We start from the raw sequence: 12,145 nt of genomic DNA on the forward strand, positions 1-12,145 counted from the left end.
TCGTATTCGACTTCTCAGGCGATGACGAGGCGGCATAGGTGCCGCACAAGGGACTTTTTTTCAACACCTTTAAATCCGGGATCAATGGCTACAGACGACAAAAAAACAGCAACGGGGCAGGCCGCCTCATCGTCTCCCGCAAACGACAAAATCAGCTCCGTCCTGTCTGAAAAGCGCAAGTTCCCGCCTCCGGCCGCTTTTTCCACAAATGCCCGGATCAAGTCGATGGAAGAGTACGAAAAGCTCTACAGTGACGCAGAAAAAGACCCCGACGCCTACTGGGGCGGTCTGGCCGAAGAGTTCCACTGGTTCAAGAAATGGGACACTGTCCTTGAGTGGAACACCCCCTACGCAAAATGGTTCCAGGGCGGCACGACGAACATCTGCTATAACGCCGTCGACGTGCACGCAAACAGCTGGCGCAAGAACAAGGCTGCCATCATTTGGGAGGGCGAAGAGGGAGAGCAGCGCGTTCTGACGTACGGCGAACTCCACCGCCAGGTTTCGAAATTCGCCAACGTCCTGAAGATCGCCGGCATCAAACCCGGTGACCGTGTCGGCATCTACATGGGCATGGTACCCGAACTGGTCATCGCAGTTCTTGCATGCGCAAGGGTCGGCGCAGTCCACAATGTCATTTTCGCAGGCTTCTCGGCCCACGCCATCACCGAGCGTGTCAACGACTCCCGTGCTAAACTGCTCATCTGCTGCGACGGAACCCGGCGCCGCGGAGGCTCCATCAACCTCAAGAACATCGTCGACGAAGCCATCGTCAACACCCCGTCGATCCGCAGCGTCATCGTCCTGAAGGTCACTGGGGAGAATATCAGCATGCACGACGGTATGGACCATTGGTGGCATGACCTCATGGGGCTCGCCTCCGACGAGTCGGAACCCGTCGAGGTTGAATCCGAACACCCGCTTTTCGTGCTCTACACGAGCGGCTCGACCGGCAAGCCCAAAGGCATACTGCACACCACGGCGGGCTACATGGTCCACGCCGCCAGCTCTTTCCGCTACGTCTTCGACATCCGCGACGACGACATCTACTGGTGCACGGCAGACGTCGGGTGGATCACCGGTCACAGCTACATGGTATACGGCCCGCTGCTCAACGGCGCGACCCTCCTCATGTACGAAGGCGCACCGAACTATCCCCAGTGGGATCGCTTCTGGGACATCATCAACCGCCACAAGGTCACCATCCTCTACACGGCCCCGACCGCCATCCGCGCCTTCATCCGCGCCGGCGACGAATGGGTGACCAAGCACAACCTCAGCTCGCTGCGCCTGCTCGGCACGGTCGGTGAACCCATCAACCCCGAAGCCTGGATGTGGTACCACAAGGTGGTCGGACAGGAAAAATGCCCGATCGTCGACACCTGGTGGCAGACCGAGACCGGCGGCATCATGGTCTCTCCGCTTCCCGGCGCGACCCCGACCAAACCCGGTACCGCAACCCGCCCGCTTCCCGGCATCATGGCCGACGTCGTGCAGAAAGACGGCACACCCTGCGGCCCGAACGAGGGCGGCTACCTGGTCATCAAGAAGCCCTGGCCGTCCATGCTCCGCACCATCTACGGTGACAACAAGCGTTACGAGGAGACCTACTGGTCGGAGTTCCACGACATGTACTTCACCGGTGACGGTGCCCGCAAGGACGAGGACGGCTATATCTGGATCATGGGCCGCGTCGATGACGTGGTGAACGTCAGCGGCCACCGCCTCGGCACAAGCGAGGTCGAAAGCGCGCTCGTCTCATACGAGGCCGTCGCCGAAGCAGCCGTGGTCAGCCGCCCCGACGACATCAAGGGCAACGCACTTGTCGCATTCGTCACCCTGAAGGACGAGTACGAAGGCGACATGAAACTGCGCGAAGCGCTCCGCAACCACGTAGCCAAGGAGATCGGTCCCATCGCCAAGCCGGATGAGATCCGCTGGGCAAAAGGACTGCCGAAGACCCGCAGCGGCAAGATCATGCGCCGCCTGCTCCGCGAGCTGGCAACGAGCAACGAGATCAAGGGCGACGTCACGACGCTCGAAGACTTCGGTGTACTCGAAAACCTCCGCGAGAAGGAAGAGGATTGAGGCTCTCCCCCCACTCCTTTAGCATAACAAGAATGAGAAAGCCCGGGCAACCCCGGGCTTTCTCATTTTCCATCAACTCCACGCTATCCAACGCTCAGCAAGGCCTGAGACCCTCAGTTCAGCTGCCAGATCGTGAAGTTCAGGTAGGCGGCAAAACTCACCCAGAGGAGATAGGGCACGAGCAGACGGGAGGAGAGCGGAACGATCCCCCGGAACTGCACCATCGTCGAGACGATCATCAACCAGAGCAGGATGATGACAAAGAATGCGAGCCGGGGCGAATGCAGGCCGAAGAAGGATGCTGACCAGGCCAGATTCAGGATAAGCTGGGCCACAAACACAGAGATGGCACCCCACGGGAGCCGGCCGCTCGTCGTGCGGGCGCTGAGCACCAGTGCAAAGGCGACAGCCATCATGAGAAACAGGAGACTCCATACCGGAGGAAAGAGCCAGTCGGGCGGGTTCCAGGAAGGCCGCTGGAGGGTCTGGTAGTACCACTCTGAACCGGGAACGGGAGTGAACAGACTGCCGCCGTAGGCGAAGAGAAAACAGAGGATGATGCTGAACGCCGTCTTTGCCGGATTAAGCTGCTTCATTGCAAGGGGTTTCTAGGTTATGGTGACTGTAGATCGAACGACAACACTAACATACACACCCCCGCGATAATTCCTTCCCGAAAAGGAGGTTGGCCTATGCTTGCAGTGAAGTCGGCATTGAAGTACTATATTGGACACGCCCGTAACCCGCAACATCTTCCCCGATTCGACATGGAAAAGCCATCAACAGAACTGCTGGTTGCCGAAGAGGCCGCCCGCGCCGCAGGAGCCATCACCCGGAAGAAATTTGGTGAACTTTCCGGTAAAGAGATCCACCCGAAAGAGTTCAGGGACTTCGTCACAGAAACAGACAAAGCGTGTGAAGCCGAAATCGAAAGGATCATCAAGGCTGCATTCCCCAGGGACGGCATGCTCTGCGAAGAGGGCACCACTGCCCCGCCCCTGTCGGGAAGGACATGGATCGTCGATCCGCTCGACGGCACCCTCAACTTCATCCACTCCTTCCCTGTCTTCTCCATCAGCATCGCCCTGAAAGATGAAGCAGAGGGACTCACACACGGTGTTGTTTACCAGCCGGTGCTCGACGAACTCTTCACCGCCCGGAAGGGCCGGGGGGCATACCTCAACGGCCGCAGGATCAATGTCGCCGACCGGAGGGAAGATGACGGGTGGCTCATCGCCACGGGACTTCCCTTCAAGGAATACCATTACATGGATGCCTACATGGCCATGCTGAAAGATGTCGTCAAGGTGTCGGCCGGCATACGGCGAGCCGGATCTGCGGCAATCGATCTGGCCTACACGGCATGCGGGAGGTTCGACGCATTCTGGGAATACGTCCTGTTTCCGTGGGACTTCTCCGCAGGCGTCCTCCTCGTGCGGGAGGCCGGCGGCACGGTCACCGACTTCACGGGAGAGGATGATGTCTTCAGGCGCCGGAGCATCATCGCCGGCAACCCCGAAACCCATCCACTTCTGCTTACCATGGCGCGGAAGCATTTCCCTGAAGCCGAATAATGGCCCGGCGATGATTTGAAGAGGACCCGCTACTTTATTATCTTGAAAATCTGAAAATTCTCTCCCCCTGCCCGATGGGGATTCATTTCCTGACGCTCTTCGGCGACAGGAGCAACTGCCACACTATGCTCATTCATCAGCGCACTCTCGACAAAGAGGTTTCACTCTGGGGTACAGGCCTCCACACCGGCAAGGAATGCATGATCACCTTCAAGCCCGCCCCGGTGAACTACGGCTACCGGTTCATCCGCACCGATATTGCCGAAAGCCCTGAGATCCCGGCGCTGATCGACAACGTGGTTGACGTCCTTCGCGGCACGACCATCGCCGTCGGAGAAGTGAAGGTGCACACGACCGAACATGTGCTCGCAGCCCTCTACGGGCTCCAGATCGACAACTGCCGCATTGAAATGAGCGGCCCCGAACCTCCGGTCATGGACGGAAGTTCCCAGCCCTTTGGCGAAGCCCTCCAGGGAGCAGGCTTCAAGGAACAGGACGAGCCTAAAAACTACCTCGTCATCGACGAAACCATCGAATACCATGATACCCTTAACAGCGTCGACATCGTCGCGCTGCCGCTCGACGACTTCCGGGCCACCGTCATGGTCGACTACAAGAACCCCGCACTCGGTTCCCAGCACTCCGGACTCTTCAACCTCGAGAAAGAGTTCATGACGGAATTCTCCCCCTCCCGCACATTCTGCTTCCTCAGCGAAGTCGAAACGCTGGCCAATCAGGGGATCATCAAGGGCGGAGACGTCGACAACGCCGTCGTCATCATCGACAAGCAGATGGAGAAAACCGAGCTGCTGACGCTGGGAGAAAAACTCGGACTTGAAAGCGACCACCTCGTCCTCGGCAAGAACGGCATCCTCAACAACCGCGAGCTGCGATTCGCAAACGAGCCAGCGCGCCACAAGCTGCTGGACCTGCTCGGAGACATTGCTCTGCTCGGCATGCCGGTAAAAGCGCAGGTGCTGGCCGCACGCCCCGGACATGCTTCAAACGTGGAGTTCGTCCGCCAGCTCAAGAAATACGCCGACCGCAACAAGCTCGCCCGCCAGTATCAGCACGAAAAGAAAGCCGGCGTAATCTTCGACATCAATGCGATCCAGAATATCCTGCCGCACCGCTACCCGTTCCTGCTCATAGACAAGATCGTCGAGTTCAAGCTTGATGAAAAGATTGTCTCGATCAAGAACGTCACGATGAACGAACCCTTCTTCCAGGGCCACTTCCCCGGCAACCCGGTCATGCCGGGCGTACTCATCATCGAAGCAATGGCCCAGACCGGCGGCATCATGATGCTCAACGGCAAAAACAACACCAAGGAGAGCGTGGTCTACTTCATGGCGATCGACAAGGCCCGGTTCCGCAAACCGGTGCTGCCCGGCGACACTCTCGTCATTGAAGCCGTCATGACCAACATGCGCAGAAGCGTCTGCCAGTTCGACGCCAAGGCGTTCGTCCGCGGCGAACTTGTCTGCGAAGCCTCGCTGATGGCTACGGTCATGGACAAGCCTGCAGAGAAGAAATGAGGAGAGGAACTGCAACCCTTCGTCAGTAAAGAAAATGGCCTCCGTTCAGCACGGGGGCCTTTTTTTTACTGACTGAAGAACTCCGCCTCAGGCCTTGTACTCAAGGCCGTGGTGGATACGGTAAAAGCGGATGCAGTAGAGGATAAAGGAGTAGAGAAGCATGAGGGTGGAGAGATAGAGGAAAAACTCCCTGACAGGCCAGAGCTCAAAGACCGGATGCGGCCATACCATCGAAATGAAAAGCATCGAAACGAACCCCACCGCCCACTTCCCGGGCCAGAGCGAGGTCGTCACCACCTGATGGTGGTGACGCACCCAGGCGGCGCCGGCGAAGATAAAGAGGTCACGGAGCACGGCAAACAGAACGAACCATAGGGGCAGTTCGCCGACCCAGAGGAAATAGAGCGCCACGCTGGCCAGACAGAGTTTATCGGCCAGAGGATCAAGGATCTTTCCCATCTCCGAGACCTCATTGGTCCATCGGGCGGCCTGGCCGTCGAACCAGTCGGACAGCACGGCGACGATCATGATGACAATGGCGATGTCGGTCCGCCCTGTGTGGAAGAACCAGAGAAACCAGGGGATCAGAAGGATCCTCAGGAAACTCAACGCATTGGGTATGTTGAAGATATGCCCCTGCACGGCTAATGCTTTAATGGTTCAACAACCAGATCGGGACTGGCTTTGACGAATTCCGCCCAGCCGTTCCCCCTTCGGGATGAGCCCTTTGCCTTCGGCAGCGATACGTTGCCCTCGTTGCGAAGCATGTCGCAGAGCGCCAGAGCGATGGCATCGGTTACATCAAGCGGCTTCGGCACGGAGCCGAGCCCGAGCATGGCGGTGACCATGCCGGCAACCTGTTCCTTGGAGGCTCCGCCGCGACCGGTAACGGCCAGCTTCACCTCACGTGGGGCATACTCATGGAGCATAAGGCCGCGATGCACTCCAAGAGCGATGACCGCCCCCCTGACCTGGCCGAGCTTTAGGGCTGACTGTACGTTCCTGCCGACGAACGCCGTCTCGATCGACAATCGTCCGGGCTGAACCCGGCTGATGAGGCAGTCAAGCGCCTCGAAAATCTCTCCGATCCGTGCCGGGTGGCTTTTTCCGGGATTGAGGCGCAGAACGCCGCATTCGAGCAGTCGGTACCGCCCGTCATCCGTGGACACCACCCCGTAACCGGTGCTGAGGCTCCCCGGATCAATCCCCAGCACGATCATACTCAGTCTTCCAGACTGTTCATTGCACTCTCACTGATCTCCATATTGCTGTAGACGGCCTGAACGTCATCGTTCTCCTCCAGCGCATCGATCAGCTTGATGACCTTGCGGGCGTCTTCGGCCTCGAGCTCAATGTAGTTCTCCGGAATGAGATCCATTTTTGCGTTTTCGAAGGCTATCGCCTGCTCCTCGAGCGCCTTTTTAGCTGCCTCAAGGTCGCGCACGTCGGTAATGACCGTATAAGTCTCGCCGCCGTCGTTGCTGAGGTCCTCGAGACCCGCCTCGAGCAGTGCTTCCATCAGCGCCTCTTCGCTGGCCGCCGACACGGGGACCTCAAGGCTTCCCTTGCGCTGGAACATCCAGCTCACACTGCCGCTTTCACCGAGAGAGCCGTTGTTGCGGCTCATGATGTGGCGTAGGTCGGCGACCGTCCTGTTGCGGTTGTCCGTCGCGGTCTCTATGATGAGGGCGATGCCTGCAGGGCCATATCCTTCATAGGTTATTTCGTCGTAGATGACCCCCTCAAGCTCGCCGGTTCCTTTCTTGACGGCCCGCTGGATGTTGTCCATCGGCATGGAGTTCGAGCGTGCCGTATCGATGGCAAGGCGCAGCCGGGGGTTGCCCGACGGATCCCCTCCGCCCATCTTGGCCGCTATGGTGATTTCCTTGACCAGCTTGGTGAACAGGCTCCCCCGTTTCTGGTCGGTGACCGCCTTTTTTCTCTTGATGGTCGCCCATTTACTGTGTCCTGACATAATGCAAACTGCTGTAGTGGTTGTTCCTGAAGACTGGTTCGGCCGCGGAGGGTATGCGCCCGCCTCTCGGATGGGCAGCCGGGGCGGCTTCTGGCGCCCGTCCTATGATAATAGATTTATTTTCTTTAAATAAAACCAAATCTGCCCGCTTACGTGCAAGTTAATCACTAGAAAAATCAATGACAAACCTGATGATCGCCTATCAGGGTGAGCCCGGGGCCTATAGTGAAATCGCCGCGCTCCGCCTTGGCCGACCCTATCCATGCAACTCCTTTGAGGAGGTGTTCTCGGCCGTCGAGGACCGCCGTGCGGATTTCGCAGTCATTCCCATGGAAAACTCGCTCGGGGGAAGCATCCACCGCAATTACGACCTCCTGCTCGAGCATCCGGTCGTGATTGCCGCCGAAACCTTCGTAAAAGTGGAGCACTGCCTGCTCGGCCTTCCGGGCTCGTCAGCCGAAACAGCCCGCCGGGTCCTTTCCCACCCGCAGGCACTGGCGCAGTGCAGGAACTTCTTCAAGACGCACCCGAACCTCCAGGAAGAGGTCGCCTACGATACCGCCGGCAGCGCCAAGCTTATTGCCGGAGAACAAGACCCCTCGAAACTGGCCATCGCCTCGAAACGGGCGGGCGAGCTCTACGGGCTTGAGATCCTGCAGGAAAATCTGGCCGATGAGGAGTGGAATATCACCCGCTTCTTCTGCATCACCCATGCCGAGCACCCGAAATCGCTCGAACACCTTGCTGGATACGAAACGGGCCAGTACAAGACATCCATCGCGTTCACGCTGCCGAACGAACAGGGTTCACTTTTCAAGGCGCTCGCCACGATGGCGCTGCGCGACATCGACCTCACGAAAATCGAGTCCCGACCATTCCGCAAGAAGGCCTTCGAGTACCTCTTCCATGTCGATGTCATCGGCCACCGCGACGACCCCGCCATAGAGCACGCCCTCTCGCACCTCCGGGAGTTCGCCACCATGGTCAGGGTGTTCGGCAGCTACGGGGTGGTGGAAGCATGAACGAGAGGCAGCTTGGCGTGTTCGACGACGGCGCAGGAATGGAGCTGCACGACCAGCCGGCAGCGGCTGCCGGAGCAAAACCCGATCTCTTCATCATCGACGGCATGGCCCTGCTCTACCGGGCCTACTTCGCACTTCTCCGTGCCGGCATGAAAACCCGGGACGGCAGGCCGACCGGAGCCCTGTACGGGTTCATGTCGACCCTGCTCAGGATATTCGAATCCTATCACCCGCGGTATCTGGCCGCCGCGTTTGACAGCCGGGAAAAGACCTTCCGCCATGACATTTTTCCCGAATACAAAGCAAACCGGACTGCACCTCCCGAAGAGATGACCGGCCAGATCGAACCGCTCTTCGAACTGCTCCGGGCGCTCGGCATTCCCATTCTCCGCACGCCGGGCTTTGAGGCCGATGATCTCATCGGCACGGCAGCAAAAGAGTTCGAAGATGCCTGCAGCATCTACATCGTCACCCCGGACAAGGACCTCGCCCAGCTGGTACACGATGGCGTCAAGCTCCTCAGGCCCTCAAAGAACCAGAATGAGCTGCAGCTGATGGGACCGCGGGAAGTAGAGGAGCAGTTCGGCGTCCCGCCGGAACAGTTCACAGCCTTCCTCACCCTCACCGGCGACACCTCCGACAACATCCCCGGAGCAGAGGGCATCGGCCCCAAAACCGCGACCTCGCTGCTCGCACGGTTCGGATCTCTGGAGGAAGTCTACCGCCATATCGAAGAACTCACGCCGAAAGTCAGGAAAAGCCTCGAAGCGTTCCGGCCCCGCCTCCAGCTCATTACCGATCTCGTCACCATCCGCACCGATCTGGCACTCCATGTCACCCTTGAAGAGCTTCGCTGTACCACTCCCGACCGGCATGAACTGCTCGAACTCCTCGGAAAGCTTGAGCTGAGGAGCATCGCATCGCGTCTCCCGGCAGCCTTCCCGGGTCTGGCCGTCGAATCACCGGCCGGAGATCCGGCCAGAACGGCAGGAGCGGAAAAAACTGCAGCCGAAACGGAGGAGCTCGGCGACCCGCGCCTTGGTGCAGACTACGGAATGATTGCGACAGAGGACCTTCTCCGGGAATTCGTCAGGGAGATGTTGCAGACCGATAAAATCGCCGTCGACACGGAAACCACCTCGCTCGACACCTTCGAGGCCGAACTTGCAGGCATTTCCATCTCGGCTGAACCGGCCAAAGCACGTTTTATTTCATTTGCAGGCACCGGACTCGACCGGGGGCGCTCAATCGAGATCCTGCGGCCGCTGCTCGAGAATCCGGCCATACCAAAAACCGGCCAGAACCTCAAATACGACATCCTCGTCCTGAAGAACTACGGCCTGGAACTCGGGCCCGTCGGCTTCGACACGATGCTGGCCAGCTACGTGCTCGACCCCGACGGCAAACACAACCTCGACGACATGGCCGCGCTGCACCTCCGGCTCAAAACCACAAAATATGACGAGCTCACCGGCACAGGAAAGAACAGGCTGCACATTTACGATGTCGAACCCGCAAAACTGACAGACTACGCCTGCCAGGACGCCGACCTCGCCCTGCAGCTTGAAGGGGCATTCACCAGAAACCTTGAAGCCGAACCCCGCCTCATGGAGCTTTGCCAAACGATCGAGTTCCCGCTCGTCAGTGTGCTCGCAAAGATGGAGCATCAGGGCATAAGCATCGACAGCAAGCACTTGGAGGAAACGTCGATGGCTGTCGGTCACCAGCTTGAATCGCTGAGGGAAACGATCCATGCCGCCGCAGGCACCGACTTCAACATCGATTCCCCGAAGCAGCTCTCCCACATCCTCTTCAACGTGCTTGGCCTTCCGACGAAAAAAACAACCAAAACGGGTTTCTCGACCAACGTGGAGGTGCTTGAGGAACTCGCTCCGCTTCACCCCGTAGTCAGTGATCTGCTTCTGTACCGAAGCCTCCAGAAGCTCAAGACCACCTACATCGATGCGCTCCCGAAGATGGTGAACCCCCGCACCGGCAGGGTGCACACATCCTTCAACCAGCACGTCACGGCCACCGGACGGCTCTCCTCGTCAAACCCGAACCTGCAGAACATCCCCATCCGAACCCCGCTGGGGCGCGAGATCCGCAAGGCGTTCATCCCCACAAACCCCGCGAACTGGCTCCTCTCGGCCGACTACTCCCAGATCGAGCTCCGCATCGCTGCAGAGATCTCCGGGGACCCGAAGCTCATCGAGGCATTCCGTAACGGCCTGGACATCCACGCCGAAACGGCAAGGGTCATTTTCGACACGGAAGACATCACCGCCGACATGCGCCGCAAGGCTAAGGAGGTCAACTTCGGCGTCCTCTACGGCATCCAGCCATTCGGACTCTCCAAGCGCCTGAACATTCCCAGAAACGAGGCCAGGGAGATCATCGACACCTACCGTGAGAAGTACCCCGGGCTCTTCAGCTCCCTTGAGGGAGTCATCGAAGAGGGCAGAAAGAACGGCTTCGTCACGACACTGCTCGGCCGCCGGCGGTACCTCAGAGACCTCACGAGCCGGAACTCAAATGTGCAGAAAGCCGCCGAGCGGGCTGCCATGAACACCCCAATCCAGGGCACCGCGGCCGACATCATCAAATGCGCCATGAATCTCTGCAGCCGACGGATCGATGCGGCTTCCATGCAGTCAGTCATGCTCCTTCAGGTACACGATGAACTGGTCTTTGAAACCACCGAAGATGAAAAAGAAGGCCTCAAGTCACTCGTCGAGGAAGCCATGATCGAGGCGGCGGCACTCTGCGGCCTGAAAAATGTCCCGGTCGCTGTCGATACCGGAATTGGGAAGAACTGGCTCGAAGCCCACTGAAGCGGGCGTTCATTTACCAGAAGAGGGCGTTCTGTTATACAGAAAAAAATTTTATATTCCAGAAAACGTGTTGTACATCCCGCTTGAAACACCGTATCCAGACACCGCATGTTCGTGAACAAACGGCCAAATGTCCCCAGGGGACACAGGAGAAACCTGCAGGCGTTCCAGCTGCGGGTACCGTCGTTCACCGATGCAGCTCTGGCGCTCTTCATCATATGCTGTGTTCTCTTCCCCTCTGCATCACTGCTCCACGCTGAAACCCCGGCTCCCGGAGGACTTCTGACGGGAACTGAGCTGATGATCGAACAGATGATCCGCCAGATGGACGGTACTGAACCGGCAGCAACGGGCTCGGGATCCACTGAACCTGAAGGCGAGGGATCGCCGTTCCTCGCATGCATCCCGAACATCCGTCCCGTCAACGGATCGGTGACCAGCGAGTTCGGGTACCGGAAACACCCGATCTACAAATCAAGAATGTTCCACTCGGGGGTTGATTTTTCAGCAACTGAAGGCTCCCGCGTTGAGGCCACAGGCAACGGCACCGTGATGTTTTCCGGATACGAGAAAGGCTACGGCCAGAAAGTGCTCATCAACCACGGGTTCGGCTTCATGACCGCCTACGCGCATCTCTCCAAGTCCCTGGTACGACAGGGACAGAAGATCCGCCGCGGTGAAGTCATTGCACTTTCGGGAAACACCGGCATCTCCACCGGCCCGCATCTCCACTATGAGGTCTACAAAGACCGCGTCAGGGTCGACCCGGCGGCTTACTTCTTCGATGCATCGAACCCTGACAGGTTCATCACCATACAGCAGCCTTCGGAGGACGGACCCGACTCAAACTCCTAACACGAACAACACAAAAGACTGAGTATGTACTGGAATCTGGATCTTGCCCGTTACATCGCTGATGCGCCATGGCCGGTGACGAAAGACGAACTGATCAATTATGCAAACAGAACCGGCGCCCCGCAGCAGGTCATAGACAATCTGCAGGACCTGCCCGAAAGTGACGAAATGTACGAGAGCATCGATGAAATCTGGCCCGACTACCCGACCGATGAAGACTTCTGTTACGGAGACGAAGAACTGCTCACCTAGGATGAAA

General features: G+C 58.5%; 11 protein-coding genes. 7 read left to right on the forward strand and 4 right to left on the reverse strand.

Features of this window, described 5'->3' with window-relative positions:
• Positions 1–84: 84 nt before the first annotated feature.
• Complete coding sequence (acs, locus tag PLUT_RS08465; RefSeq protein ID WP_011358363.1) at positions 85–2,088, forward strand: acetate--CoA ligase; 2,004 nt, start codon at positions 85–87, stop codon at positions 2,086–2,088.
• 113 nt (positions 2,089–2,201) lie between these two features.
• On the opposite strand, the gene PLUT_RS08470 is transcribed toward acs, so the two are convergent.
• Entirely contained in the window at positions 2,202–2,684 is a 483-nt protein-coding gene (locus PLUT_RS08470) for a TspO/MBR family protein (protein WP_011358364.1), read from the reverse strand.
• A gap of 171 nt (positions 2,685–2,855) precedes the next feature.
• On the opposite strand from PLUT_RS08470, the gene PLUT_RS08475 reads away from it, so the two are divergent.
• Entirely contained in the window at positions 2,856–3,662 is an 807-nt protein-coding gene (locus PLUT_RS08475; RefSeq protein ID WP_041463891.1) for an inositol monophosphatase family protein, read from the forward strand.
• Positions 3,663–3,787: 125 nt separating this feature from the next.
• Positions 3,788–5,200 (forward strand): bifunctional UDP-3-O-[3-hydroxymyristoyl] N-acetylglucosamine deacetylase/3-hydroxyacyl-ACP dehydratase, encoded by a 1,413-nt coding sequence (locus tag PLUT_RS08480; protein WP_041464178.1) that lies wholly within the window; start codon positions 3,788–3,790, stop codon positions 5,198–5,200.
• Between the two features lie 87 nt (positions 5,201–5,287).
• On the opposite strand, the gene PLUT_RS08485 is transcribed toward PLUT_RS08480, so the two are convergent.
• Genes PLUT_RS08485 through PLUT_RS08495 form a run of 3 tightly spaced genes read right to left on the reverse strand, consistent with a single transcriptional unit; the run spans position 5,288 to position 7,175 of the window.
• The gene (locus PLUT_RS08485; RefSeq protein ID WP_011358367.1) at positions 5,288–5,842 is read right to left on the reverse strand and encodes a CDP-alcohol phosphatidyltransferase family protein; all 555 of its coding nucleotides are present in this window, start codon (positions 5,840–5,842) and stop codon (positions 5,288–5,290) included.
• A 2-nt stretch (positions 5,843–5,844) separates the two neighbouring features.
• A complete protein-coding gene (gene ruvC, locus PLUT_RS08490) occupies positions 5,845–6,420 on the reverse strand; it encodes a crossover junction endodeoxyribonuclease RuvC (protein ID WP_011358368.1) in 576 nt (191 codons plus the stop codon).
• Positions 6,421–6,422: 2 nt separating this feature from the next.
• On the reverse strand, positions 6,423–7,175 hold the full coding sequence (locus tag PLUT_RS08495) for a YebC/PmpR family DNA-binding transcriptional regulator (protein WP_011358369.1): 753 nt from the start codon (positions 7,173–7,175) through the stop codon (positions 6,423–6,425).
• Positions 7,176–7,354: 179 nt separating this feature from the next.
• Here PLUT_RS08495 and pheA point away from each other — a divergent pair, with 179 nt between their 5' ends.
• The 4 genes from pheA (at position 7,355) to PLUT_RS08515 (ending at position 12,138) form a co-directional block, all read left to right on the forward strand.
• The gene (pheA, locus tag PLUT_RS08500; RefSeq protein ID WP_011358370.1) at positions 7,355–8,197 is read left to right on the forward strand and encodes a prephenate dehydratase; all 843 of its coding nucleotides are present in this window, start codon (positions 7,355–7,357) and stop codon (positions 8,195–8,197) included.
• Complete coding sequence (gene polA / locus PLUT_RS08505) at positions 8,194–11,031, forward strand: DNA polymerase I (RefSeq protein WP_011358371.1); 2,838 nt, start codon at positions 8,194–8,196, stop codon at positions 11,029–11,031. Before pheA ends, polA begins: the two co-directional genes overlap by 4 nt.
• A 108-nt stretch (positions 11,032–11,139) precedes the next feature.
• Positions 11,140–11,886: a M23 family metallopeptidase gene (locus tag PLUT_RS08510; RefSeq protein WP_011358372.1), complete on the forward strand. Its 747-nt coding sequence runs from the start codon at positions 11,140–11,142 to the stop codon at positions 11,884–11,886.
• Positions 11,887–11,910: 24 nt separating this feature from the next.
• Positions 11,911–12,138 carry a DUF2795 domain-containing protein gene (locus tag PLUT_RS08515; protein ID WP_011358373.1) on the forward strand — a complete coding sequence of 76 codons (228 nt, stop codon included), beginning with the start codon at positions 11,911–11,913 and terminating at the stop codon, positions 12,136–12,138.
• The last annotated feature ends 7 nt before the right edge of the window (positions 12,139–12,145 follow it).

The sequence above is a fragment of the Pelodictyon luteolum DSM 273 genome, from assembly GCF_000012485.1.
GTDB classification, from domain to species: Bacteria; Bacteroidota; Chlorobiia; order Chlorobiales; family Chlorobiaceae; genus Chlorobium; species Chlorobium luteolum.

Bases quoted from the DNA above. Each gene is read 5' to 3' on its own strand.
- pheA (WP_011358370.1), top strand. From the start codon at position 7,355: ATGACAAACCTGATGATCGCCTATCAGGGTGAGCCCGGGGCCTATAGT.
- PLUT_RS08470 (WP_011358364.1), bottom strand. From the start codon at position 2,684: ATGAAGCAGCTTAATCCGGCAAAGACGGCGTTCAGCATCATCCTCTGT.
- PLUT_RS08495 (WP_011358369.1), bottom strand. From the start codon at position 7,175: ATGTCAGGACACAGTAAATGGGCGACCATCAAGAGAAAAAAGGCGGTC.
- acs (WP_011358363.1), top strand. From the start codon at position 85: ATGGCTACAGACGACAAAAAAACAGCAACGGGGCAGGCCGCCTCATCG.
- PLUT_RS08510 (WP_011358372.1), top strand. From the start codon at position 11,140: ATGTTCGTGAACAAACGGCCAAATGTCCCCAGGGGACACAGGAGAAAC.
- polA (WP_011358371.1), top strand. From the start codon at position 8,194: ATGAACGAGAGGCAGCTTGGCGTGTTCGACGACGGCGCAGGAATGGAG.
- PLUT_RS08475 (WP_041463891.1), top strand. From the start codon at position 2,856: ATGGAAAAGCCATCAACAGAACTGCTGGTTGCCGAAGAGGCCGCCCGC.
- ruvC (WP_011358368.1), bottom strand. From the start codon at position 6,420: ATGATCGTGCTGGGGATTGATCCGGGGAGCCTCAGCACCGGTTACGGG.
- PLUT_RS08480 (WP_041464178.1), top strand. From the start codon at position 3,788: ATGCTCATTCATCAGCGCACTCTCGACAAAGAGGTTTCACTCTGGGGT.
- PLUT_RS08515 (WP_011358373.1), top strand. From the start codon at position 11,911: ATGTACTGGAATCTGGATCTTGCCCGTTACATCGCTGATGCGCCATGG.